The following is a 26,097-nucleotide window of genomic DNA, read 5'->3' as shown; positions in this document are numbered from 1 at the left end:
AATTAATTAATTCGCTATTGAGGTCTGTTGTTTTCGATGATATAATAGATAATATAAAAGCAAGGTCAAGAGGATCAACCCGCTTACGATCATATACATTTTTGCATAGCCAAAATAGGATGCCACGACGGCCAGAGCAAAGGCTCCCAGTCCAAATCCACTATCGTAAAATAGAAAGAAGGTTGCTGTAGCTGAACCGGCTTTGTCCACAGGACTTAATTTGATGGTGATGGTCTGGAAACTTGGGAATATCGCACCGTAAGCAACCCCTAGAATCACACCAGAAAGTAAGATCTGAAACATGGAAGTAGCTGATCCCATGATCATCAGGCCAAGGGCAAATATGATCAATGAAGGAATGATCAAATAACTAGGTCCTTTGGAATCCAATAACTTCCCTATGATGGGGCGGGTTACCATGATGCTGATAGCGAAGGTGATAAAATAATACATAGCCGCTATCGGCATGCCTAACTCGGTCGTATAAACCGCCATAAAGGAGATAATGGAGGAATATGAGAAAGCAAACAACATCGCTGAAATGCAGACCGGGACGGCCTTCATTTCAATAAAGTTTGAAAAACTGAATTTCTGCTTTCCAACTTTGGCAGGTACTGCGTGTTTAACTGTTTCTGGATTTTTTATGAACAAGGTCAATAGCCAACTTATGACCGAGAAGATTGACGCCACAAGGATCAAGACCTCGAAGCCAAATGAATTTAAGATATACAGTCCCAAAGCTGGCCCAAGCACCATGGAGAGGCTCATCGCCAAGCCATAATAGCCAACTCCCTCGCCCTTTCTGCTAGTGGGAACCATAGTGATGGCCATGGCGGCATGTGCCGTTGTGGAAAGCGAATGGAAAACCCCGTGTATCATCCGAACAAGCAGCAATGGTACTATGGCATGAATCCCAAGATACATAAATGAACAGACCACAAATAAAAACATGGTAATAACGGAAATCTTTTTAGATCCGATTCGATCTGAAATCACCCCGGAAAACGGACGTAACAATACAATCCCCAACAGATAAACGGAAACAACCAAACTCATGTCTCGAGCAGTACCGCCCATATGCTGCTTGATCGCCAATGGCATGGATGATAACAGCATATAGAAGTTTACAAAAAGAAAGAAACAGCCTAAACAGGATAATACAAAATCCCTCGTCCAAATTTTATTCGTATTCATATTGAGGCACAAAGGTCCACAATTAACACTAGCTGTTTTTTATATAATGGGACATAAATTATATTTTTCTAGCCAAACCTTTCTATCTTTGACCTTACTATGGAAAAGGATTTCTTAAAATGGGTAAGTACAGAGGATCAGCAGGTCTTGACCTTTCAGATGAAACCCGAACATTTCGATTTCCATTCTCACGCCAAAGCCCAGCTTACCCTGTTGGAGGGTGGTCTAACCTATTTGCATACAAGAGAAAAGGCTTATTTTATTCCTTCCTATCACTATGTATGGATACCTCCACATTTGGAGCACAAATTTAGCCATCAGCGTGAACAACATGTACTGGTCCGGAACCTTTATATCCCATTAAGTAAGAAACAGCTCAAACCTTTCCATCAGGAAATCGGGATTTTCCCGGCACATCCCTTGATTATTGAAAGCCTAAAATTCTGCGGAACTTCGGTTTTCAACAAAGGAGAGGAACAACACAACTTTCTTCATTCCATGGTCCAGCTACTTCCTCAATTGAGTCCCATGCGGTTCAGTTTATCCTTGCCAACATCCAATCAACATCAACTCAAGCCCATACTTTCCTATATCAGCAATATGCTCCATACCGATCTGCGATTGGAAGTCGTTGCGAAAAAATTCAATCTCGGTGTACGGAGCTTGAGCCGATTGTTTGAGCAGCATCTACATACCTCATTCTTGCAATTTGTCAAGACCGCCCGCATAATCCGTTCCATTGAATTAATCCTTGCCAGAGAAAGGAGCATCAGCGAAATAAGTTATGCCGTAGGCTATAAAAGCATCGCTTCCTTTTCCAACACCTTTCTCCAGACGACGGGCAAAAGACCTACAGATTTTGCAAATGATTTGTTACTGAAATAGAATTTAGTGTTTCAAATACACTATATAACGGATTGAATTGTTATATTTAGTCAAACTATTTTTTTATGAAAACATTAAAAGGACCGGGCATTTTCCTAGCCCAATTTATAGCCGATGAAGCACCGTACAATAATTTAGAAACCATTAGTAAATGGGCGAGCTCATTGGGTTTTAAAGGTGTACAGATCCCGACTAATGACCCAAACTTCTTTGATGTGCAGAAAGTTGCGGAAAGCAAAACCTATGCAGATGAAATCAAGGGAAAACTTAAAGAACAAGGGGTTGAGATTACAGAGTTATCTACCCACCTTCAAGGTCAATTAGTGGCGGTTCATCCTGCCTATGATAAACTTTTTGATGGATTCGCTCCTGAAAAATATAGAAATAACCCTAAGGCCAGAACCGAATGGGCTATCGACCAATTGAAGTTAGCGGCCAAAGCTTCAGCTAACCTGGGCCTTAATGCCCATGCGACATTCAGTGGAGCCTTGTTATGGCATATGGTCTATCCTTGGCCTCAACGTCCTGCCGGTGCAGTCGAAACAGGCTTCAAGGAATTAGCAAAAAGATGGCTTCCAATTTTGGATGAATTCGACAAAAATGGCGTGGATGTTTGTTACGAAATCCATCCCGGTGAAGACCTACATGATGGGGTAAGTTATGAGCGCTTTCTAGAAGCGGCAAACAACCACCCAAGAGCTTGCATACTATACGATCCATCCCATCTATTATTACAGGGCATGGATTATTTAAGCTATATCGATCATTACCATGAGCGTATCAAGATGTTCCATGTTAAAGATGCGGAGTTTAACCCAACGGGTAAACAAGGTGTTTATGGCGGTTACTCAGGCTGGGTAGAACGCGCAGGAAGGTTCCGTTCATTAGGAGATGGACAGGTGGACTTCAAGGGAATCTTTAGTAAACTGGCTGCTTATGATTTTGATGGATGGGCAGTAATGGAATGGGAATGTGCCTTGAAAAATTCGGTTGATGGTGCAACAGAAGGTGCAGAATTTATCAAGAACCATATTATCAAAGTTACCGATAAAGCATTCGACGATTTCGCAGCAACTGGAGCTGATGAAAACTTCAATAGAGAAATATTAGGTATTTAATCGCCTATAAAATATAAGATCTGAAACAGTAGTAGCCCCAAGCTGCTGCTGTTTTTTTTATGTATATTGATCCGGTCAAGGAAATTTATTCAAGCATGAAATCTTTGGCAATAAAAATGACCAATTTTTAATCCAAGTAAATCCCTAAATAAGTTGTTGATCTGAATTGGACCTTATTCGAGACACATTCCGAATTTTAGCAATATGGCTCGAATATGGGTAAAACCATTCTCGAAGAATCTTCCCCAAACTCACTCCATTTTTCTTTAATCCCGAAAAAGTTTTCACAGAAAAATACAGCTTTTAAGTGAATTATTGGATGCCGTTTCTAGCCGGAATTCTATCCATTTTAGCTTAATTATTAAGCATTTAATCAAAGTATATTTTGTCTTAAATTGTTGTTATTTTAATTATTTCACATTTTTTAACAACAAAAAAGGTTTGTTGGCGTTTAAGTATTACGTATCAATGTAACAAACTTGATATAATGGTTGTCAAAAAAGCACTAATCCTTGTTCTCGCAACAAGTTTTGATAACCAACTTTTGAGCGGAATTCTATTAAGAAAATTACCCTGATAAATAATTAACATATGATGCAAATCCTTTACCGTTCGCTTTTCTTAGCATGTGCTCTCATGCTCTTTTGCCATCAAGGACGGGCAAGCGCCACAGAAAAGAATCACAAACTAGAAACAAACTTTAAAATCAATCCCCACCATCATTCCATTGATTCCTTAGATATCATTGGTAAGATTACTGACTCCACTGGAACAGCCATTGAGGGCGTAGTGGTAACAGAGCAGGGGACAACAAACAGTGTGCTATCCAATGAAAATGGCGAATACAAAATCGCGGCCAACCCAAATGGGATGTTGGTCTTTTTAAAATCGGGATTTGCCACACAGGAAGTTCATGTCAACAACCAAAAACAGTTGGACGTGAAGATGCTGGTTGCAACTCCAGAAACGGAAGCTGCTGAAACAGAAGGCACAGAACAAACCGATAGTTCGGCAACCCAAACGGACAGTACCCAAGTACAGACCGACAGTACACAGACGGCAGTTGCGACAGACAGTACCGCACAGACCGATTCGGCTGTTGCAGCACCTACTGGTCAAAATGTGATCACAGGTACAGTTAGCGGCCCATCAGGCCCTCTTCCGGGAATTACCGTGAAAGTAGTCGGAACGGATCTAAGTGCCAGTACCGATGAAAATGGTAAATTCCAGATCGCTGCCGATGCAAAAAGTAGGATCCGTTTTTCGTCCGTAGGCTACAAGACCATTACCCAGACTGTGGGAAACCGAAAGGATATCCAAGTTGTGATGGCGACAGAAACCAATACGATTGAATCCGTTCAGGTGGTTGCTGTAGGTTATGGTACGATGAAAAGAGCAACCCTACCAACGGCGGTATCCAGTATCGGTGCCAATGAAATCGAAGATGAGGTATTGCCTAGTGTAACCCAGGCCATCCAAGGTAAAGCCGGTGGTGTACAGGTTACCCAAAAATCGGGTTCACCAGGTGGTGGTATCAGTATCCGTGTTCGTGGTACAACCTCCATCAATGCCAGTTCTGATCCACTATATGTGGTAGATGGAATCCCCGTGAACAGTACGACCAACTTTACAGGTGGTTCCACGTTTGATTTCGGTGGTGGTACCCAAGGGATCAATGTGCTGTCATCCATCAACCCTTCGGATGTTCAATCCATTGAAGTCCTGAAAGATGCGGCCTCTTCATCCATCTACGGTTCCAGAGCGGCTAATGGTGTGGTATTGATCACTACGAAAAAAGGACTTGCTGGACAGAGCCAGTTTACATTCAACATGTATGAAGGTTTCTCCCAAGTTCCGAAAGAAAGATATTATGACTTCATGAATACGGCACAGTACCAAGATTACATGAAAGACTATTATAGAATCTTGCAAGAGCAAGATCCGTCAAAGCCTATCCCTGATCAAATCTTTGCTAACCCAGGTATCAATACCGATTGGCAAAATGCAATTTTCAGGACTTCTCCAACCAGGAACTACGAGCTTGCAGCAAGTGGTGGAAGCGATAAGACACAATATTATACTTCGGTTGGTTACATGAAACAAGGCGGTGTATTGCTTTCTTCAGATTTTGACCGCTTAAGTGGGCGCTTGAACTTAAATCACCAACACAGTGACAAGTTAAGGTTCGCGACCTCGATCAATTTGACCAGAGCGACAAACCATCGTGTACAGGAAGAGAATTCGAAAGAAGGATCGACCAAATCGGGGATCTTCTCTCCACCGAATATTCCGGTATATGGTGAGAATGGAAATTATTACTATGACCAAGTCAGGTTGACCAGGGAGAACCCAGTTGCCATGCTTGAATTGCCAACAAATAAGGCACAGACTTACCGCATCTTGGCAAATGCCAGTGCAGAATATAACATCATCCCTGAATTATTGTTGAAGACCAGTTTTGGTACAGATTTAAGCTTTATTGATGAGACTTTCTTCATGCCCCCAACTGGTTTGCGTTCATATGCCAGTCAGGGTGGTATAGGAGCAAGCAGAAGTACGCGTGACCAATTATGGATCAATGAGACGACCTTGACCTTTGACAAGACCATGGGAGACCATTATATCAATGCATTGGGAGGTTTCTCGGTTCAAGGTTCTCGTTTAGAATTTACCCATGCACAAAGGACCGGATTCCCGAACAATGATATCCCTTATGTAACTGCAGGGGGTGTGATCACCGGAGCCAATGCATATCCAGAAGAATGGGCCATTGCATCAGGTTTTGCAAGAGCATCTTATGTGTACAAAGACAAATATATTGTCAATGCGAATGTTCGTATGGACGGTTCATCACGCTTCGGTTCTGACAACCGTTGGGCAGTTTTCCCATCCATGGCTGCAGCTTGGAGGATTTCTGAGGAAGACTTCCTGAAAGACAACAGCACGTTCAGCGACTTGAAATTGAGAGCCAGCTGGGGTATCACCGGTAACCAGAACATCGGTAACTATGCCAGCCGTTCATTATACTCAAGCGGAAACAACTACATGGGCCAAGCCGGTTTTATTCCAAACGTACTTGGTGACAAGGGTTTGAAATGGGAAACCACAAGACAATGGAACGTGGGTGTAGATGCTGGTTTCTTCAATGATAGGATTTCCTTATTGGCAGATTACTACTACAAGAAGACCACGGATCTGTTGATCGGTCTACCGATCTTGACCAGTTCAGGATTTATCAACCGTTTCACCAACTCTGGAGATATTGAAAACAAAGGTTTCGAATTTGAATTAAGCAGCAAAAACTTAGTGGGCGAATTCAAATGGAGCACATCCCTGAACATGACTTTCAATAGAAATAAAGTTTTGGCTTTGCCAGAAGGACTGACTGAAATGCGCGGTGGTGTAGGTGATCTGAACAGAGCTGTTCCAGGAATGCCATTAGGTGTTTTCTATGGCTGGAAAGCTTTGGGTGTTAATCCAGAAACAGGTATGATCGATTACCTAGGCAAGAATGGTGAAGCTGTAGCACCTACAAATTATGAAGACCATGTGATGATCGGTGATCCGAATCCACAGTTCTTTGGTGGTATCAGCAATAACTTTGAGTACAAGAATTTTGACTTGAGCATTTTAGGTCAATTCTCTTATGGCAATGATATCTTCAACTACAACTTGGCATCGGGTTTAGAGGGCTTCAACCCGAGTTCTAACCAATTTGTTGATTTTGTAGACAGATGGCGCGAACCGGGAGACATCACGGATGTTCCAAGACCAGCACCGGGAAGCTTAGACAATGGAGCGGTATCCTCACGCTTTGTAGAAGATGGCTCTTTCTTCAGGATCAGAAATATCACCTTAGGTTATTCCCTTCCTAACGAGATTGCGGAACGCATCAAGATGAAGAGATTACGTTTCTACGTAACGGTTCAGAATGCCTACGTATTTACCAAATACAGAGGATATGACCCAGAGGTTAGTTCTAGCCACGGCGGAGCAAACACAGGTTTAATTTACGGTTATGACTATGGAAGTTATCCACAACCAAGGATTTTCACAACAGGTATTAACTTAACTTTCTAAGAGTCGCGAATATGAAAATGAAAAATAGAATATTATCCATATGTTTCGTTGCATTGACAGCGGTTTCACTGAGTTCATGCAACAAGTTTTTAGACAAAGACCCTTTGGGGCAGATTGCAGAAGATGAGTTTTTCAACTCGGAAACGAATGCAAATGCTGCCGTAATCGGTGCATATAGGACCATGACCAGTCCTTTTTCCTATGGTCAATCCACCTTGGTCGTTCCTGAATTTTCAGCGGTGCATGTAAGGCATTCTGCGGTCTATCCAGAGTATGAGACCTTCGCCAGCCATGAAATCCAAGCTATCAATCCTTGGACTTCCAATATGTGGCAGGCCTTGTACGCAACGATCAATGCGGCAAATAATGTGATCGATGAAGTTCCCAACATGGACGGTTCCATGATTTCGGAAGAAAAGAAAAAGATCTTTATCGGAGAGGCAAAATTCATCAGAGCCTTAAATTACTTTTTCTTGGTCAGAGCTTTTGAAAGGGTTCCCCTAAAATTAAAAGCGACGAAAGAAGGTGATGATATAAAAACTCCTCAGGCAAAGAAAGAGGATACCTACGCACAGATCGTCAAGGACCTAACTGAGGCTATCGCTGCCTTACCGAAGGAAAACCCTTATACTGGCGATGCAGGTAGAGGAAGAGCCTCGCATTGGGGTGCAAAAGCCTTATTGGCCAAGGTATATCTATACCAAGCTGCCTTTACCAATGATTACAAGAAAGCCGCTGACTTGGCCAATGAAGTGATTACTTCGGGAGGTTTCAGTTTGGTGTCAGATTTCAGTACCATCTGGACAACCCAGAATACAAACGAAGCAATCTTTGAACTGCAATTTGATGACCAGGTGACCAATCCATTGGCAGCAGTAGCCAATGATAATCCATCGGTTTTGTTCTTTGCAAAGGATTCAACGGTACTGGACCTGTATGAAGATGCTGATAAGCGAAAAGCATTTACCATCAAAAAAGGAAGCAATGACAACTACTTCATGGGTAAGTTTCCAAACTTTTCGCCCTCAAGCCAAAATGTTACGGTCATCCGATTGGCAGAACTGTATCTAATCCATGCAGAAGCGAAGGCAAGGGTAGACAATAGCGTAAGCCAGGCTGCTTATAATTCATTAAAGATGGTCCAGGATCGTGCCGGAGTATCCAAAGCAATTGGTTCCTTTGGCAGCCTTGCAAATTTCATCACTGCTGTTCAGGAAGAAAAAGAACGCGAACTGATGTTTGAGGGTGAGACCTGGTTCGATTTTGTTCGGACAAAATTGGCGATGAAAAAGTACAAGACATTAACCAAGGAGGAGTTTATGGTCTATCCAATACCTACAGCCCAAATATCTTTAGGTGGAGGATTGACACAGAATCCAGGTTATTAGTAAATAAATGATTCATGGGAAAGGAGGCTGAATGGCCTCCTTTTTTTATGTGCTTACCTATCCTGAACCCGATATAGTTTATCCCGGTCCAAGAGGTAAATATGCTCTTTATCTAAAGCATAAATGGCATGTGATTCCCCGATAAAGGTGGAGCTATCAGAACGCAATAATGGTTTCAATGTCATATCTCCTCGATCCAATTTATAGGCAAAGGCTGTACGTCCATCGTCATTATCCGAAGCCATGCTGGTCACATAGATATCTTGACCTAATCCGGTGATATCGGTAAGGGTTAAATAATCGCCTTCGTTATAGATCTCGATTGGGTTGAAAGGTTTTGGAAAATCCAGTCTTGTCCAGTTTTTGGCCAAGTCGGTCGATCTCCAAAAGGATCTGGAACCTGCTGCAAACAATTCATTGGGATTGACCGACCATAAGGATCGCAGCGTCGCATCCGTATTGTATTGCATATTGGAAGTGATATCCTGCCAGGTTTTACCAGCATCAGTAGTGATATAGGTTATCCCAATGGAATCATCCAAAATAATCCATGTCTTTTGGTCCAAGATAGATAGTTCAACCAAGGCATAATCCTTGAGAACCGACCCTTCCAAATCTATCGCTTCCCAGGTGTTCCCTGCATCTTTGGTCGACATCATGATAGGTCTTCCGTTGTCTTTCCTTTGACCTACAACTATTCCAAAACTATCATTTAAGAAACGGAGCTTATACCAAGCAATGCTTGCCTCCGAGGAGTATAAGGATTGGGAATTGAATACCTCCCATTTTTCAAGATTCTGGTCGGTCCTGAATACATATTTACTTTCTCCTAAAACAAAGATGTGCTCTTTGGTCTTGGCTATACTATGGAAAGCATTTGCAAACCTGGAAAAGTCTAAGGCCTTCCAGTTTTTCCCTGCATCGGTTGTAGCACGTATGCTGAGATTGGTACCACCTACAATCAGACCTTTTAGGGGGCTGAGAAACAATACGTCATTGAAAAAACTAAAGGAGAGATCATTATTTTGATATAGGATATCGGCTTCCGTTCCATTTGCAGCATTTTTTATCTTCGATGGCTGAAATGGAATATCGAAACTATAGTTTTCCTTTTCAGTCAATTCGGGAACTTTGTCGATCGAAATGTAATTTTCATTGACCTGAGCTTTGCAGGAGCTAAAAAATGAACAGCTAAGAACCGAAATCAGGATCGCTTTATAGCTCCATTTGATAGTTAGGGTGATTTTCATAGGCGAGGATTTTTAAGACCCAACTTCTTGCAGGAAGGATTCAAGGTCACTGTCTTTGGAAAGACCAAACTTCTGTTTCAATCTATATTTGAACATCCGGACTGATTGGGCTTCAATGTGCAGCACTTGGGCAATCTGCTTGGTTGACATCTGTAAATAGATGTATGCACAGTACCGCAGATCTAATGGAGTCAGTTTTTGGTTCGCTTTTTCAATCAATTGAGAGAAGAAAGTCGGGTGCAATTGCTGGATCTGCCATTTAATATCATCGAAATCTGCATTCAAGAGGGTTTCTTCACGCAACAAACGTTGAATATCGCGCGAATCACCATCCTGCAATTTGGATTGGATCTGCTTGAGCATATCATTTTTGTGCTCAATGATCAGTGAATTGGCAAGGGCTTCTTTTTGTAGCTGTTGATGTTTCAGCTCCAAAAGATCCTGCTCGGCCTTTAACCTAGCTTGCTCTTCCCTCTCCAACTTTACCTGCATTTCGGCATTCAACTCAGCATCTTCTTTTTCCATCGCCAATTTCTTTTCGCGTTCGATGGAATAACGAAGTTTGAAGTGATAGGACCTAAACATAAAGGCCAAGCCAAGGGTGGCCAGTATAGCCAATCCACCATAGAGGTAGTTCTGTCTCTGGCGCAAATCAGCCGTTTCTCCCAAAAGCTTTAGTTGTTGATCTTTTTTCTCGGTTTCATACTGGATTTCCAGCTTTTGGGTATTGGTAATCTGCTCCTGATCGAAGTTCTGTTTCAGGACGCTTTCCGACTTTTTCTGGTAATTCAGCGCAGAGGTGATATCACCCTTTTTCTCAGAAAGGTCTGCAAGATGCTTATAGAGCAGGTATTCCAATCGGAACAGGGAATTATCCCTTCGGGAGTCCAATCGGCTGACTCCCTGGATCAGATATTGTTCTGCCAAGGCAATATTTCCTTCTTTGATAGCAAAATCACTTTTGATGCCGTATATGTTGATCCATCTGCTGAACCTCGCGCGATCGTTTTTAAGTTCTATTTCCGCTTCATCCAAATACTTATAGGCTTGTTCCTTTCTCTTGGCAATCGGGCCATTATCAAACTCCAGATAATAGTTGGCCAAATTAATGGATGCCACAACAAAGGTATTGCTGCTCACCTCGGCAGGAAATTGCTCAAAGAGTTGATAGGCCTTTTCCAGGTGGTAGAAATTGCTGTCGATATCCTTTTGTTCATTGGTCTTCCTATATCTATTTAAGTACACGCTGGCAAAACCGAGATGGACATTGGCGATGTAGTTCTTATTGTTGGTCTTTTTGGCGTATTTATCACATTCTTGGATATAATGCTGCATTTTGTCGTTTTCATCCCAACCTGTGTAAGTCGCATAGATCAAGTAGTTGAAATAATAATTGAGATTATCTACGTTCTTTTCATTTTCCAAAAGCTTGAGGGCTTCCTTGGAATCCTTGATGACTTCATCAGTCAGGTTCAGGTAGCTATTTAAGAATGCTTTCGCTCTTAAAGCCATCGCTTTGCTGATGGGGCTATTGGTTTTGTCCTGTTGCTCGATGACGATATCTACGGCTTGACTTCCCAGTTTCAAGCTGTCCCTTTCCAATAGGATTCCGCTCTTGAAGGTATTCAGATAGATAAGATCATCGGGGCCATTGGCGGGATTCTTAAGGGCTTGGTTAAGGATTTCTAAAGATTTATCGTCCTGATTTTTCAGGTTTAGGAGCTCCACTTGCTTCACCACATCCTCAGTGCCATCGAGTAGGCTTTGTCCCCATACCGTAACCGTATTAAGCAAAAGAAAAAGGATCAGGATATTTCTCATATGGATAATTGAACAAAAATTGGAATTGGCAATCTATTATTTTTTTTTGATAGAATGGTTTCTTCAGGAAAGAATCAAAAACCTAGCCAAGGAATTATAGCGCTGTAAGCCAGATTGTTGCGTTTTCTGTATATACTTTGTATATACAGAGTTGGAGCCTGTATACAGATTGTGCTCAACCGTGTGCTGAAGTTTCCGAAAATGTTTAAGAAATTTAAATTGAAGAAAAGAGAGCTTTAGAGTTCCGTAATTAGGTTACAGAGAGAAAGGCTTCACACACATTATTAAATTCAGGAAGAAATATGAGTTCAAAAGCACAAGCAGTATTAAGTTATCTGGGAATCCTTTGGTTGCTGGCCTATTTTGCGGGGAAAAATAATAGGGATCAATTCAGCGCCTACCATTTGCGCCAAGGTCTGGGGTTAATCATCTCCTCCTTTTTGTTCGTGATCATTCTGTCCATATTAATGGCTGTAGCTCCATCTATTGCCTTTATTTTCAACTTATTTAGTCTGCTAATTTTTATTTTGATGATTGTTGGCATTCTTCATGCTATTAATAATGTTGAGAAGCCTCTTCCTTTTATAGGAGAATATTTTATGGATAAATTCCCTTTTATTGAAAACAACAAAGTAATTTGATATGTCTGCAATTATACATTGGTCATTATTATTTCTGGGTCTGATCCTATTAGGGTTTTCGATTTCCCTATATTTAAAGACAAAGAAAATGTTGGCAAAAGGTGTTTACGGGAGTGCTGTCGTGATAGAGAACAAATTAGTGCGCTCCACGGACGAAAAGGGTACTTCGATGATGTACCAACCTGTGATGGAAATAAAAGCGGGAGAAAAGACCTATCCCTTTAGCCCTAACTTCAGGTCCAATCCGCCTCAATATAAGGTAGGTGAAAAGGTTCCTGTGGTCTATGAAGCTTCAGATCCGCAGTCTGCAAGGATTGTATCTTATTGGGGATTGCATCTGGGCAGTATTATCCTCATGCTTTTTGCCCTGCCAATGCTAACAATTGGCACTGGCTATGTGTTATTCAAATATGGTATCATTTAAACCCTAAATTATGTCTGAACAATGTTCATTATATATCAAAGTAAGGATTTCGAAAGAAGACCTTGATGCTTTCCTAAAGGCAAGACCCATTGCAAGTACCATAAACAGTAACTGGCTGGAATGGTGGGACTCTAGAGTGATGCATTCCAAGATGGACCTCAAAAATGTCCCGGCATATATCGTTCCTACGAATGGAGACTTTCTTGAGGATATCTTGGAAGATAAATATATAGTTGCTAGACAAGCCTATAAAGATGGGTATTGGTATCTGTTAGGCCTACAGTTTTCGGAAAACTATACGGAGATCTTGCCAATGATCTCTTGGATCAAGGATCTGGCGGCACACCTAGAGCCAGACGCGAAAGGGGTGGCTTTTATTTATGATTATTTATGGGGCGATAAGACGGTCATGGCATACATAGAAATCTCTGAAAAATTAGGGAAATTGAGCCGTACTAGTCGTACAACGGAGATCAACCAAGAGGTCCTTAAGGAGGCTAATGAAATGTTCGAAATCTTATTAAACAGCTTAGAAGACAAAGATTAATACAATGAATGAGGTAAAAATATTCTTTATCATTATTGGGACTTTTTTTATGCGTGAGCAACCCAGCTTGGTTGCAGAGAAGGCCGTAATAAGTGTGGACCCTATTAAAAAGCAGGTGGTCATCGTTCAAAAGAACTTGATATCGACCGTCGAAGAGCAATCTGTTCAGAAAACGGAGGAGTTCCAAAAACTTAAGAACAAGGAGTTGAATTGGGCAAATGAACTCAGCATCTTTAAAAATAAAGAGATCAGCCTTCAAGAAAATGGAACCTCCGTAGCATTGACGGTTTCATTTAGCTATGATAAACCCGAAGATCTTAGCATCATTAACATCGATTATAATGAGTCACAATTTTCCACTTTCATCGATGAAAAAATAAAGGGCCTAACTGGAGATTTCCATGTGGAGGAGCCTTATTTGGTTTTTAAAGGGAATAAACCATTCTCCTTTGAGGTCAGCATTTATGACGAGTGGTTAGAATCCGACACGCCTCCTTTACAGTTTAGTAAAGAATTTCTTGGCCAACCTTTGGTCATGAAGAAATCTGATGCCGTCAAAGGAAAAGGCTTGATCCAAACTGCTAACCCATCAACTTACGGCTCTAACCCTTCCTATATGGATAAAGGTTTAAACCTGTTTTTTGCAGAAGATCAAGATTTTGTCCTGTTGAACGAGGAAACGGAAATTGAGGTCAGCTATTTTGACAATAACACCCTATTGATTCCAATCAATGCGGGTACTGCCCCTGTTAAAGGATTAAATAAAGGAGATAATTATTTTGTCTTCCAAATGGATGACATGAATAATAACCTGACGTTATTTCCTTCAGATAAAAACGGGAAAATAATGGAGGGTAAAACTCCCTTATACTTTAGCACAATGCCAAGGGAGTAAAATAAATGAGGTCCAAGGCTTAGCTTTGGACCAATTAGTTTTTTCCGAAATAATCAGGAATAATATCTTTAGAATTAGGACCTAGAAAGTTCCATTCCAGACTTTAAGATTGAATTGAGTTTGATAAGCTTTAATACCGCTGGAAGGATGACTAAAATCGAAGCAGCCACCAAAACAGAAAGTATTAAAGTTTTTTCTTGTTTAACAAAAAGCCCAACAGTAGTTATTAATAAGGTCATAGCCATTGCTCCGCCACAAATAATAGCGAAAGTAAGCTTGCGTTGTAGGTTCAAATCTCTGATAACCTCACTCATTTTCTTGTTGCTTCCCATAATGCCCAGTATTAATTAAGTATCCTAATCTTGTCAACTGATAGTAGAACAAAAGATGTTTTTCATTTTGTAGCTACAAGTTTACAAAAATAAAATATTAATAATGCAAGAAAAAAATAAAATTGTTTGAACAACAGTTGTTTAGGTAAATAATTACACGTCAGGTAGTTGTTAATTATCTGTGAATTAATAAAAGCGTTGTTTTCTTAATTCCCTTTGCTAAAATATCCCCATAAAAAGCTGTAACTGAGGAAAACCCAGAATACAATAGCAACAATATGGATTACAGTCTCCAATCTTCTTCCTTTCCATAAGGATGATGGGTATATAAAAAATTGAAAAAACAGCCTTATCAGCCAGAAAAGCCCTAAACCTAAGCAAATCTTCCTTCCTAATTCAGTTTGTAACAGATCTTCTGCAGATGTAACACAAAGCAGCCCCATCAAGAACACTGTAAGCGCAATAAAAAAGGTGTGCACTTTCATCATCGATCTATTGATCTGCTGCAGAGGGGCCAGGTCTTCCTTCCAGCCAAAGTACTTCGGGAATATGACATGGATGCAGGATAAGAGTATCAATAAGTAACCAATAATCTCAATTTGGAGTTCCATTCGGTTTAAGTTTAAATATGGAGACAAATTTAGTTGTTTTCAGTTCTTCCGTCACCTTTAATCCAGCAGTGGCAAAGCAGGTCTCCCAATTGCTTTTCGGATAAAAGTGCATAAATCCGATGTTATAGGCCAAAAAGTTTGGAACATCCCTTAAATGCTCCATAATAATAATTTCACCCCTAGCATCACAAACCCTTGCTAACTCTTTCAGAAAGGCTATCCGCTCATTCACATTCCTGATCTCATGTGCGGAAAAGATGCAGATAACCTTATCAAAGGAAGCCTCTGCAAAAGGAAGTTCTTCTGTCTTGACTATCAGTGTATCTTGACTGGATGGATAAGCCTTCCTCGCCCTCTTTATGGAGATCTCGGTATGTTGTAATGGGTCATAGAAATCCGCCTTCTGCAAGATAATGTCGGGGAATTGCTGCTTCAGGATGTCACTGGTCTCATCAAATCCAGCACTGATGTTTAGGACCTTCAAGCAATTTAGATCACCAACCTGTTTTAATTCATATAGGCCGGAAAGATCGTATACATAGTAGGAAACCAGTAAAGTGACCAAAACCTGTGCGAATGAAAGGAGAACAAGAACATAGATAATAAGCTGTAGCATTCCACTGCTCATTGCCCCCCATATAAGCAACAGCAGAGCGACAACAAATAATATGAAGTATTGATGCCAGTTAAAGCGTACGATATTCCAAACTCCTTGAAAATTTGTCCTTGTTAGCATGGATCAAATACTCCTTTCTTCCAATAATATGGAACATCACGGATCTCAAAGGCATTAGAGAGTTGAATATGCTGAAAGTTAAAACGATCAATGAAATCAAAATCGGCAGTGATTAATTCAATGGGTTGAGCAGTCCAGTTCTCCCTCACGCCTTCAATTATCAAAACTTGGTTCTTTGTTTGATCGATCTCAAATGTAAAGGGTAATGGCCCTACAAAACGTCGAGCTTCTTTCCATGAGGGAAATACAGAGTTGACGGGGAGTTTCATCTCGCCATCAGTTTTTCTTGAATACAGCAGGGTAAATTTTGATTTATCGGATTGTATTTCAACTTGATGACCTTCTATTTTTTGTGAAATATCAGTGGTGGTATAAGCATAACGGGTAAAGAGATTGCCTAAGAGCTCCATTTTCAATTTATTGGTTTCAGATTTAAGGATATAGAGACCGCGCAGGTTTTTACCGGTACTGGTCTGATATCTTACAAAGATTCTATAGCCTATCAGAAAGAAATCATTCCCTAGAAACTTGGGAAATCCCTTTGGTCTGAGATCCTTGGTCTTGACCATTGCTATCGTCAAAAAACCCCATTTATCTTCATATAGATCCAGTGTCAATGGCTTAGGAACATATTTTTCCAATTCTTCTTTAGCAACGGCAAAGGTCAGGATCGTTGAGCTCTCAAAATAAGCTTCAACCGCAAAGGGATGATTTTGGAAGTTAAGCAATTCGGTTACTCCTTTCTAAACCTGCTTGCAGAACAAATTCCTGGTAGTAAATCAATGCTGCCAAACAGAATGCAAAGACAATGTTGAACCTGCCCCAGAGCAACAAATGGGCTGCAAGAACAAACTCCATGATATTCATGCTTACAATCAAAAGGATCTGGGCAATAGCACTCAGCCGGCTATATTTCCTTGAAATTATCCAGATAGCCATGAACACTTCAGAAATTCCGATAGCAAAAGTCAGAGGTCTTGCATAGGTCTCTCCCAAGATCTCAGCGACGATCTGTTGATGCCTCGGTACCAGGTTCAATACCTTACAGAATAATCCGTTGATTAACCAAACCAACGAAAAGCAAAGGAACAGAACCTTATTCCAAAATCTAACTCTTTCCATGTATATCGCTTGTACTTTATCAGTATGATGTATAACAGTCAATTAAAAATAACATAATTTATCCTCCTCACCTATACACATTATATCTACTACGGTTTTTAATACCATTTTTACTGATTGAATAGCTACCTTGAACTAAATCATCCTAGGATTGTTATTTTCGAATAGAAAAACATGGTAGCTATGCAGGACATTCTAATATTTGACCATATCAGCGAATACAACGCTTTCAATAATAACAAAACCTTACATCCGTTGGTCAGTGTAATTGACCTGGATAAAGCTGATGTTAGGACCTTACGAAAAATGAGGTATGACTTTTATTTAGTTTTCCTGAAAAAGATCAAATGTGGCGATCTGCGTTATGGTCTGGAAAACTACGATTATGAGGAAGGCACCTTGATTTTTATTTCACCGGGCCAAGTCATCGGCGAGAATGGAACTGAAGCCTATAAACCTCAGGGATATGCCCTTGCCTTTCATCCGGACCTGTTGGCTGGTACAAGTCTAGCTAAACGCATGAAGGAATTACATTTCTTCTCCTATGCCGTGAATGAAGCTTTGCACCTATCCGAAAAGGAAAGAAATATCATCTTGGACTGTTTTTCTAAAATAGAATATGAACTGGAGCAGAATATGGACAAGCATAGCAAACAGCTCATCGTGTCCAATATCGAATTGTTCTTAAATTACTGCGAGCGCTTCTATGACCGCCAATTTATCACAAGGGAACATGTCAACAAGGGAATCTTGCATCGCTTTGAAGAGCTCTTGGATGAGTACTTTCACTCTGATAAACCAAAACTCTTGGGAATGCCTTCCGTATCCTTTTGCGCTGATCAATTACATCTATCCGCAAATTACTTCGGGGACCTGATCAAAAAAGAAACAGGTAAATCTCCACAAGAATATATACATCAGAAGTTGATCAAGGAAGCAAAAGATCTATTGTTTGATCGAAATAAGAGCATCAATGAGATCGCCTACGATCTAGGCTTTAAGTATCCTCAGCACTTTTCCCGGTTTTTCAAGAATGCCGTTGGAAATAGCCCGAATGAATTTAGATCTATCAATAGCAACTAAACAGCGTATAAAACAAAGATGCCCGATAATCTCGGGCATCTTTGTTTATGTTAGTTAGCTGTTAAAGCTACTGCATTCAATTGTCTTGGGGTACCATCTGGTCCTACGGCAATTATATTATCAAAAATAACGCGGGAACCTGGGGTGATACCATTCAAAGCTGATTTCATGGCAGAACTCAATTTCCCTCCTGAAGTAGAAAGGACAATGGCATCTGCACGTGGTTTAGCAATGATCAATGAGAATTTTGTCACTCTAAAAGAGGCATCAAAATCGAAGTTATCCAGTTTAGCGAAGATAGCATTCTGAGCTTTGATGGCCACAGTTGCCATTGCACCGCCCGTTTTACCTGCAAACTGCGCAATTGGATCTGGAATTCTTTTCACACGGAACTCCGTTGTACTCAAGGTCTGGGTTTTTCCAGGAGCAACCTCAGCGGAAACAGAAATCCTTGCTGTCCCCGGAGAACTCACCTTTACATTGTATTTTCCACCCGAACCACTGATGCTACCTCCAGCCATGCTGACCTTGATCTTATTGGTCGGAGTACCTGGAGCTGAAACCGAAATAGGGTTAGTTACTCCAATATATAGTACGTTCATTTTATCTGGCGATACCACAGCAGATGGTCTTGATACCTGATAAGTCTGTTGAGGGGTCCGGTATTCCTTGATCGAACCATCAGTCTGCTTCACCTTGATCACACCTGACCAAGTAAAGATCCCTTCCTGATTCGTAGGAACACGGTAAACACCTTTTCCATCCACTACCTCCAGATTATTTCCATTTACCGAAATTGCCGGTTGCGACTTGGAATCCGAAGCCGTCAAGAAGACTTCAGCTGAATAAGGTTGGCCTTGAACCAAGTAAGAAGTAGGAGCTACAGCTACCGCAGCAAACTTATCCAAGTTCACTACCGCCTGATCCATTTTCCCTAAGATCAATTTCACCACATCAGACTCCGCATTTTGTGCATCCGTTTGGATCTTCGTCAAAATGGTCATGGCTGCCGTCAAGGGAGTACCACTTCCAAAGTTGATCTCTTCCCATTTGCGCTTTCCGTTCACTGCTTTTTCAGGGTCACTGGCTTCCAGAGAGAAAGAAACAGATTTCTGTTCTTCCGGAGTCAATAGCGCCAATAACTTAGAACGGGTACTGTTGATCTTCTCTTTCAGTTCTTCCCCTTTTTTCTGGTTGATCATCAAACTAGGGGCGATATCTTCATTCTCGCGCATCTTCAGGTCACCGGTTTTTTCATCATAGCCGCCACCTTGTTTTACGAACTCCTCTTTGATACCGTTGATGTACTGGTTTAAGTCGTTGATAATTGCCTGTGCATTCTTAGCCTTATCGTAAATAGGTTTTGCCCTACCGGGTTCATCCTTTAACTTGGTGCTTTCAAATGCTGCGAACAATTGCTGGACAGAGTTATTTACGTTGGATTTTGAAGTCTCCAAACTGTTATTGATATTCTTAAAGGCATCCAATATTGAATCGGGTACATTTAATGCGAGCAAGGCAAGTAACACGAGATAAAGAATGTTTATCATCCGTTGCCTTGGCGTCTCTCTTCCTAATGCCATATTTCTTTTTTAAAATTTTACTTGGATGAATTACACTCGAGGCTGGTTCATAGCGCTCAACATATTGCCATACACGGCATTCAGTGCGTTGAGGTTTTTCGCTAATTTGTTTACCTCGTCTTTGAAAGCTTTGGAATCATCCAAAGATTCATTGAAGTTTTTCATTGTAAAACTTAAATTCTCGTAGAAATGGTTCATCGACTGCAAGTGAGAAGCCGAATCACGAAGTTCTTTTTCATACATCGTATTCAGCTGGCGCAAGTTGGAAGTCAGGTTCTGTACTTGCTCATGATAGCCGGTTGTATCCGTATTGGTATTAGCCATGGCTACCAGGTTAGCAGAAGCTTTCTCGAAAGCTACACCTAAGTTGTCAAATTTGCTGGTCGCAGATCTCAACTTCTGGGTAAACTCATCCGTAGCCAGGGAAACATCGCTGATCCTGTTGATGGCAGACACCTTTTCACCAAAATCGCGCAGACCTCTTCCAAGGTTCTCAATGGTAGCAGGCTCAATATTTGCATCTGCGAACATTTTATCCAAGGCTGCAGTTGCAGAAGGTCCTTGCGGAGCATTCACCACCTGTGCAGATCGCACCGGCAATTCACCTTGAAACTTTTCATCCAATTCAGGATACACTCTTGACCAATCTGGTTCTTGAGGTGGAGGATTGAAACCCATCAAAAAGAATAGAATTGCTTCCACCGTCAGACCTAATCCGATCATGTAATTTGCCCATGACCCTCCTAGATGAAGGATTTTAAATAATACACCGATAATTACGATACTTGCTCCCCAAGAAATGGCAACATGTAGCCATTTTGAATTGTCTTTCTTTCTACTCATAATGTAAATTTTGCTAACCCTGTATAAGTGGGATGTTTATTGGATTCTAAAATTGACTTTCTTCGTTATAACTTCCTTCTTCCGTGGAGGAGCCTTCCTCCGTGCTGCCTTCCTCGGTACCACTTTCGGTTTCTTGATTGTTCTGCTCACTCTGTTTCAACAATTCCTCCAACTGCTGCTCACTTTGTTGCTGCTGTTGGTTTTGTCTTTGTTGGTGCTGCTGCTCCATCAATTCCTTTTGTCTCTTCTGCTCTTCCTCAATCTTCAGGTCTTGTTCATGACCTTCCAGGTTTTCGGCTTTCACACCTTTAGGCGTAGTCCACAATTTCTTTTTATAAGAGTCGAGCTTGTCTTCCAGCACTTGGGAGTTATCGGTTTGCAAACTGTCCGTTCCCGCAAAGGTTGCCTGTTGCAACATGCCGGGAGAAGATTCACGGACAATCTTGCTGGCAAACTTACGCTGTACAAATAGGTCGTCCATGGTCATATCATAAAGGCCACGGTCGGGGTCAGAAATATCAACTTTGACTAGACTATAGCGCAACTGAGGGAAATACAACCAGAAAGCTGGTGTAGAACCTACCGAAGTCGCCAATTCCGAAGAAGTGGTAATGTCCATCAATGGAGCAACACCAATGATCCTAGTTTCTAGGCGACCACGCTGTTTATCAAAGAAGATGTCCTCCTTGATCCTGAATTTGGTTACACGTTCCGGATTAAATTCATTCAAGGTCATCCTTGAATCAATCTGGTTACCTTCATCATCAAAGATTGGCACCAATACGGAATCGGCAAACCTTGCCATACCCTCACTTGCCGAAAGCTTCCCTTTGAAGGAATCATCCTCAGGGTTGTACGGCGTCAGTTTACCTGTTTCTATACCTTTCATGATCACTTCCATCAAGGAATTCCCAGGAACGGCATAGATAAAGTTACGTTCATCCTTCAGGTCAATATCCCGCCATACCCTTTTGTAAAACCTGATGTTCTTCAGGTTTACCTCCGGATAGGCAAAAGGGACAGCATCTTCCAAGTTGTTCACTTGGTAAAAGCCATCTGTAGTCGGTATCGTGTCAGACAGGATCTCTCCCTGCGGTACTTGCATCGTAGAATCATCCCGCATTTGGATTACTGTCTGGTTAATTACGGTGCTATCAGGTATCGTATCGATACTTTGTGCCATTATTGGAGATATTCCAAATGCCATGGCCACTACCATCATCCAATTTTTCATTTTAATAATCTTTAAATCGTTCACAGATTGATGTTAATATTTACGGGTCTTGCTCTGTACTGTTGGCAACTCGAATGCCGACATCACACATCTAAACCCTATATATGAATGTGGTTCATAATCCACTGAATAGTTTCTGGTTTCGCTGTTCAATTGCTCACCATTGTCTTTCCAAGATCCACCACGAACAACTTTTCTCTTCAATGCATCGGCATCCTGTTCATCAGCATCATAAAGCAATACTGGGTTCAGGTCGTTCACAAACGCAACAGCCGAAGGCGAATATGCATCCAGGGTCCATTCTGAAACATTACCAGCCATGTTGTACACACCGAATTTATTAGGCGTATAAGATTTAACCGGCAAGGTAAATGTTGCACCATCCCTAGAATAGGTACCCTCACCCTGTTTATAGTTCACAGCCAGTTTCTCTTTTCCATCATTACCATCAATGGTCATTTTCGTCCCTGCAATCGTATCGCGAGGGTCGATTTTACCTTCCGCAGCGTATTGCCATTGGGCTTCCGTAGGAAGACTGAATGTCAGTTGGTAACCGCTCAAGTAGGAGTTTTTCATCAGGTTGGCCATCATTTCCTTTCCTCTCCAATCCGAATAGGCACGAGCCTGTCTCCATGAAACGCCGACTACGGGATAATAATCAAAAGATTGGTGGGTAAAATAATTGGCATCTAGGGAGGTTAATTGGGCATTTGGAAAGTCTCTCGACCAAATGTCTTCTGCTGTTACTACCGAAACTGTATCCGTCACATATTCTTTTTTCAGGTTGCCTTTGGTCTTCAAAAAGGAGAAACGGTATTTGATCACTTCCGGATTCAAGGCCCTCGTCGAACCTTTCATCTCCAACATGGGAGCAATGCGCTCGGCGATAGTAGGATCTGAACTCATCCAAATAGGAGAAATACTCCTTACCTTTTTCCAATTAATTCGCCTTCCTTCGCCACTTTCACTTGCGATATCCAGAAAATACTGGTCATCCTGCAAATAATCAGTAACTGCGATCGAATCCGCTACCCAGTTTACGAACTGGCGATATTGCTTGTTGGTAACTTCAGTCTCATCGATAAAAAAGGCACTCAAACTGACGTTCTTGCCCACATTTCCGCTGTCCAAAGAACCTTTGAACAAGATTGTTCCCGAAGGGATATACACCATCCCCGGAGGAGCTGGCAATTTTCCGCCACGGAATGCAGATACTTTTGGGGCTTTGTAAAAATTGTTTGAAGAGTTACAGCCTGTAATAGCAAAAACAAGCAATAAGCAAGCTGCAGTATATATTCGATTTAGGAATACGCTATTCATACTTTCCATTGTTTAATTTTATAGTAGTTGAAAATGATTGATTTAGGAATGCTTATTCACGCTGAAACAAAGCATATTTAACCCCTATTGAGATATAGCTATAGTGATCTTGTTTACTGTTGATCACACCGTCCAGATTGTCTTTGGTCGTGATCGTATGTTGGTAGTTCAAGTTGATTGCCCATTGCGGACCATACAAGCCTCTTCCAATTGGAAAATCAACCCCTAGGTTGATGGGAACCACAAATTGGAAACCATCCAGATCCTGTGAAATTTCACCACCCTGCCCAACAACAGCATTTGCATAATTAGGATCGATGTTGTTTTTAATGTTGTTTTTCACCACTCCAGCACCGGCACCTAAATAGATGTTTGCAAGGATTTTGTGGAAAGGATCTGATTGGAGATTATAATAGCTATAATTATCCGGTAGGTTCATAAATTGACCAATCCTAACCTTCGCATTCGCATTAAATGCATAGTAGTCATTCTTAAAAGTACTGGCATAACCATTCCCTCCTAAAGCACCTTTTTCTGCATGAATACCGGCCGAAATAAAGGGAGTAATCAATCCATCCACATCAATATGACCCGCTAAATTAGTTTCGACATTCGCCAAGTCGGTCAGATTGATCGTAGGCCCCGCTCCAACACCAACACTAATCGGACGAGAGAATTGTGCTTGCGCTGATTTAAAACCACAAACTGCAAATAATAGTAAAGAAAAAATAGTTTTTTTCATGTTAAGAATTCTTGTTAGCAATACAATACATTATTATTTAGACGAATTTTGAGGCCCTTTATTATAAGTTCAATAAAAATATAGGCTCAAAATTATTAAGTCGTAAAATTTTACCAGCCTTTCTTGTCACAAGAATCTTACCAAAAGATGTTAAACGAAAATTGCAACACCCGATTCATAGCAAATTTTTCCTTTCAGAAAAACGCAAAAATACGCACCACAAGTACACTCAGATGACATTTTGAAACATATACGTTTAAACATATATTGACCTAAAATTATTTTACTTTTTTTATTTAGGACAATGATTCACATGTTGGTTTTTAATATTAAAAATTTAAATGTTCAAACTGCTATCCATATATCGCTTGAGAATCGACAAATAAAAGATAGAAAAGCAATTCACATAAACATTGGGATTTTCGATAGGCTATGGACTCGATTTTTAATGCCATTCATATTGGATAAATTAATAGCTATTGGATAAACTTTTACCGATACACAACAAAAAAAAGAGGCGCCCATTCGGACACCTCTTTTGCATTATTTATTGATTAACTATTATTGACTACTCTTAGTAACCTGGGTTTTGAACAAGTACGCCGTAAGACAAGTCCATTTGACCCTGAGGTACAGGCATCAAATACAATTTATTGTCCCAGATACGCTCTTGCGCCAATGAGTTTTTCAGGTTATAGATATTCTTCATCACATCAGGTGCAGTTTTCCAACGACGGATATCCAAATAACGCATACCCTCCAATGCTAACTCCACTTTTCTTTCCTGACGGATTGCGTTCCTAAGGGCTTCCTTGCTAGCGTATTTTGTACGGTCTAGCTTTGGCATTCCCGCACGCTCACGGATCTGGTCAATGGCAGCATAAACCGTTGCATCTGGTCCAGTAGCCTCATTTTTCGCCTCTGCGTAGTTCAAAAGTACTTCAGCATAACGGATCAAGATCACGTTTGCATGGTTATCCAGGTTATCTCTATTCGCCTTCGTATCCACCATTTTCCTAAAGTTATAGCCCGTTTTGGACATATTGCTCGCTCCATCCACCCAAGAGTACTTATATCCACCTTCGATGGTCAAAGCATTCCAAGGCGCTGTTTCAAATAGAATGGATGCATAGAAACGAGGATCCCTGTTTTTGTATTCCTGAAGGAAAGCTGTTTTGTCCTTGTCTGCATATCGTTGAGCACGCTCTTGGTTGCTCGGTGCAGTAACTGCTTCCCCAGTCTTGAAGTTCTGGTAACTGTTCACCAGCTCCTGCGTCGGCGTCAAGGAACTCCATCCACCTACTCCACCTTCTAATAGATAGGTGTTTAAATAGTTTGGCTGTGCCTGTTGGATATATTGTCTTTCCAGGATAACTTCCGAATTACCTTCATTAGCTTGATGGAAAATCCCCTCATAGCTACGCAAAGCCAATCTGAATTTCTCTTGTTCTGCTGCATTAGCGAAATCCACCAACTTACTGTAATCGTCTTTTTGGTCAACCTCAGCTTCTTGCGAAGTCTTGAATAATTGATAACCTAGACCCATTACTTCCTGTGCCGCTGCAGCAGCTTCCGCATACTTCGCTTCATTCAGGAGAATTCTTGATTTCAAGGCCAATGCTGCACCTTTTGTAATTCTTCCTTTCTCATTGGATTTACCACCAGAATAAGAAGTAGGAAGGATTTTTGCAACCTCATCCAATTCTTTCAGCACAAAAGAGATTACCTCATCTTTGGAAGATCTAGGAACGTTCAGTTCCTCTTCCGCAAAGCCCAAAACCTTTGTAATCAATGGAACTCCGCCAAACTTGCTAGCCATATTAAAATAGCGGTAAGCACGCATAAAACGAACCTCTGCTTTAAAACGGTTCTTTAAGGTCTCGTCCATGGTAGCCTTGTCCACATTCTCCAAGAAATAGTTGGTCTTACGAACGGTCTCATAATCCCAACCTGCGTTCAAGGCTGTACTTACGATTCCTGAAGAAACGGACGTAGCAGTGCTCTCCCAAGGGTATTGTGCATGCGCAATATCTGATGCTCCATCCTCGTAGATGATGCCATCCCCTGGCAATGTTGCGTATATTCCGTTTACCGCTAGGTAAACATCATTTTCAGTTTTCCAAAAGGTCTCTTCCGATACGGAATTCAATGGAATCCTTTCCAAGAATTCATCCTTACAGGATGTTAATGTAAGGGCTGCAAATAGACCGATATATATAAATCTTTTCATTTTTCTATTAATAGTTGC

The 26,097-nt window shown here is 41.1% G+C and carries 23 protein-coding genes; 9 read left to right on the top strand and 14 right to left on the bottom strand.

All coding sequences use genetic code 11. From position 1 onward, the window contains the following. Window positions 1-6: 6 nt before the first annotated feature. A complete protein-coding gene (locus tag ACWIB3_RS09660) occupies window positions 7-1,194 on the bottom strand; it encodes an MFS transporter (RefSeq protein ID WP_454291480.1) in 1,188 nt (395 codons plus the stop codon). 99 nt (window positions 1,195-1,293) lie between these two features. Here ACWIB3_RS09660 and ACWIB3_RS09655 point away from each other — a divergent pair, with 99 nt between their 5' ends. From ACWIB3_RS09655 to ACWIB3_RS09640, 4 genes are all read left to right on the top strand, one after another. Next, window positions 1,294-2,079, top strand: coding sequence for a helix-turn-helix transcriptional regulator (locus tag ACWIB3_RS09655; RefSeq protein ID WP_185212872.1), 786 nt, complete (start codon window positions 1,294-1,296; stop codon window positions 2,077-2,079). A gap of 65 nt (window positions 2,080-2,144) precedes the next feature. Beyond that, window positions 2,145-3,197, top strand: coding sequence for a sugar phosphate isomerase/epimerase family protein (locus ACWIB3_RS09650; RefSeq protein ID WP_454291479.1), 1,053 nt, complete (start codon window positions 2,145-2,147; stop codon window positions 3,195-3,197). Window positions 3,198-3,788: 591 nt separating this feature from the next. Beyond that, window positions 3,789-7,277 carry a SusC/RagA family TonB-linked outer membrane protein gene (locus tag ACWIB3_RS09645; RefSeq protein WP_454291478.1) on the top strand — a complete coding sequence of 1,163 codons (3,489 nt, stop codon included), beginning with the start codon at window positions 3,789-3,791 and terminating at the stop codon, window positions 7,275-7,277. 17 nt (window positions 7,278-7,294) lie between these two features. Further along, window positions 7,295-8,665, top strand: coding sequence for a RagB/SusD family nutrient uptake outer membrane protein (locus ACWIB3_RS09640; protein WP_185216108.1), 1,371 nt, complete (start codon window positions 7,295-7,297; stop codon window positions 8,663-8,665). Between the two features lie 53 nt (window positions 8,666-8,718). Here the strand turns inward: ACWIB3_RS09640 and ACWIB3_RS09635 are convergent, their stop codons facing one another. Then, window positions 8,719-9,915 carry a YCF48-related protein gene (locus ACWIB3_RS09635; RefSeq protein ID WP_454291477.1) on the bottom strand — a complete coding sequence of 399 codons (1,197 nt, stop codon included), beginning with the start codon at window positions 9,913-9,915 and terminating at the stop codon, window positions 8,719-8,721. A 12-nt stretch (window positions 9,916-9,927) separates the two neighbouring features. Further along, window positions 9,928-11,736 (bottom strand): helix-turn-helix transcriptional regulator, encoded by a 1,809-nt coding sequence (locus ACWIB3_RS09630; RefSeq protein ID WP_185212868.1) that lies wholly within the window; start codon window positions 11,734-11,736, stop codon window positions 9,928-9,930. Window positions 11,737-12,038: 302 nt separating this feature from the next. On the opposite strand from ACWIB3_RS09630, the gene ACWIB3_RS09625 reads away from it, so the two are divergent. From ACWIB3_RS09625 to ACWIB3_RS09610, 4 genes are read left to right on the top strand one after another with little or no spacing between them, the layout of a single operon-like run. Next, complete coding sequence (locus ACWIB3_RS09625) at window positions 12,039-12,377, top strand: hypothetical protein (RefSeq protein WP_185212867.1); 339 nt, start codon at window positions 12,039-12,041, stop codon at window positions 12,375-12,377. Between the two features lies 1 nt (window position 12,378). Next, on the top strand, window positions 12,379-12,801 hold the full coding sequence (locus tag ACWIB3_RS09620; protein WP_185212866.1) for a DUF3592 domain-containing protein: 423 nt from the start codon (window positions 12,379-12,381) through the stop codon (window positions 12,799-12,801). 10 nt (window positions 12,802-12,811) lie between these two features. Then, on the top strand, window positions 12,812-13,348 hold the full coding sequence (locus ACWIB3_RS09615; protein ID WP_185215755.1) for a hypothetical protein: 537 nt from the start codon (window positions 12,812-12,814) through the stop codon (window positions 13,346-13,348). 4 nt (window positions 13,349-13,352) lie between these two features. Next, the gene (locus ACWIB3_RS09610) at window positions 13,353-14,243 is read left to right on the top strand and encodes a hypothetical protein (RefSeq protein WP_454291476.1); all 891 of its coding nucleotides are present in this window, start codon (window positions 13,353-13,355) and stop codon (window positions 14,241-14,243) included. A gap of 74 nt (window positions 14,244-14,317) precedes the next feature. On the opposite strand, the gene ACWIB3_RS09605 is transcribed toward ACWIB3_RS09610, so the two are convergent. From ACWIB3_RS09605 to ACWIB3_RS09585, 5 genes are all read right to left on the bottom strand, one after another. Then, entirely contained in the window at window positions 14,318-14,575 is a 258-nt protein-coding gene (locus ACWIB3_RS09605; protein WP_185212863.1) for a hypothetical protein, read from the bottom strand. Window positions 14,576-14,781: 206 nt separating this feature from the next. Further along, a complete protein-coding gene (locus tag ACWIB3_RS09600) occupies window positions 14,782-15,186 on the bottom strand; it encodes a hypothetical protein (RefSeq protein WP_185212862.1) in 405 nt (134 codons plus the stop codon). Further along, entirely contained in the window at window positions 15,170-15,922 is a 753-nt protein-coding gene (locus ACWIB3_RS09595) for a class I SAM-dependent methyltransferase (RefSeq protein ID WP_454291475.1), read from the bottom strand. Before ACWIB3_RS09595 ends, ACWIB3_RS09600 begins: the two co-directional genes overlap by 17 nt. Further along, window positions 15,916-16,650, bottom strand: coding sequence for a DUF2071 domain-containing protein (locus ACWIB3_RS09590; RefSeq protein WP_185212860.1), 735 nt, complete (start codon window positions 16,648-16,650; stop codon window positions 15,916-15,918). Before ACWIB3_RS09590 ends, ACWIB3_RS09595 begins: the two co-directional genes overlap by 7 nt. After that, window positions 16,643-17,044, bottom strand: coding sequence for a DoxX-like family protein (locus ACWIB3_RS09585; protein ID WP_454291474.1), 402 nt, complete (start codon window positions 17,042-17,044; stop codon window positions 16,643-16,645). Before ACWIB3_RS09585 ends, ACWIB3_RS09590 begins: the two co-directional genes overlap by 8 nt. A 183-nt stretch (window positions 17,045-17,227) precedes the next feature. On the opposite strand from ACWIB3_RS09585, the gene ACWIB3_RS09580 reads away from it, so the two are divergent. After that, window positions 17,228-18,127: a helix-turn-helix domain-containing protein gene (locus tag ACWIB3_RS09580; RefSeq protein WP_454291473.1), complete on the top strand. Its 900-nt coding sequence runs from the start codon at window positions 17,228-17,230 to the stop codon at window positions 18,125-18,127. 50 nt (window positions 18,128-18,177) lie between these two features. Here ACWIB3_RS09580 and porM read toward each other — a convergent pair whose 3' ends face one another. The 6 genes from porM to ACWIB3_RS09550 all read right to left on the bottom strand — a co-directional run bounded on the left by porM (window position 18,178) and on the right by ACWIB3_RS09550 (window position 26,079). Continuing rightward, window positions 18,178-19,710: a type IX secretion system motor protein PorM/GldM gene (gene porM / locus ACWIB3_RS09575; RefSeq protein WP_185212857.1), complete on the bottom strand. Its 1,533-nt coding sequence runs from the start codon at window positions 19,708-19,710 to the stop codon at window positions 18,178-18,180. Window positions 19,711-19,740: 30 nt separating this feature from the next. Continuing rightward, the gene (porL, locus tag ACWIB3_RS09570) at window positions 19,741-20,553 is read right to left on the bottom strand and encodes a type IX secretion system motor protein PorL/GldL (protein ID WP_313261312.1); all 813 of its coding nucleotides are present in this window, start codon (window positions 20,551-20,553) and stop codon (window positions 19,741-19,743) included. Between the two features lie 46 nt (window positions 20,554-20,599). Next, complete coding sequence (gene porN / locus ACWIB3_RS09565) at window positions 20,600-21,787, bottom strand: type IX secretion system ring subunit PorN/GldN (protein ID WP_185212855.1); 1,188 nt, start codon at window positions 21,785-21,787, stop codon at window positions 20,600-20,602. A gap of 33 nt (window positions 21,788-21,820) precedes the next feature. Beyond that, window positions 21,821-23,107 carry a T9SS ring complex lipoprotein PorK/GldK gene (gene porK, locus ACWIB3_RS09560; protein ID WP_185215747.1) on the bottom strand — a complete coding sequence of 429 codons (1,287 nt, stop codon included), beginning with the start codon at window positions 23,105-23,107 and terminating at the stop codon, window positions 21,821-21,823. Between the two features lie 52 nt (window positions 23,108-23,159). Further along, the gene (locus ACWIB3_RS09555) at window positions 23,160-23,849 is read right to left on the bottom strand and encodes an outer membrane beta-barrel protein (protein ID WP_454291472.1); all 690 of its coding nucleotides are present in this window, start codon (window positions 23,847-23,849) and stop codon (window positions 23,160-23,162) included. A gap of 574 nt (window positions 23,850-24,423) precedes the next feature. Beyond that, a complete protein-coding gene (locus tag ACWIB3_RS09550) occupies window positions 24,424-26,079 on the bottom strand; it encodes a RagB/SusD family nutrient uptake outer membrane protein (RefSeq protein WP_454291471.1) in 1,656 nt (551 codons plus the stop codon). Between the last annotated feature and the right edge of the window lie 18 nt (window positions 26,080-26,097).

The sequence above is a fragment of the Sphingobacterium sp. NPDC055431 genome, from assembly GCF_053644255.1.
Note: the sequence above shows the minus strand (reverse complement) of the source record. Positions and strands in the feature narration are given on the sequence as shown.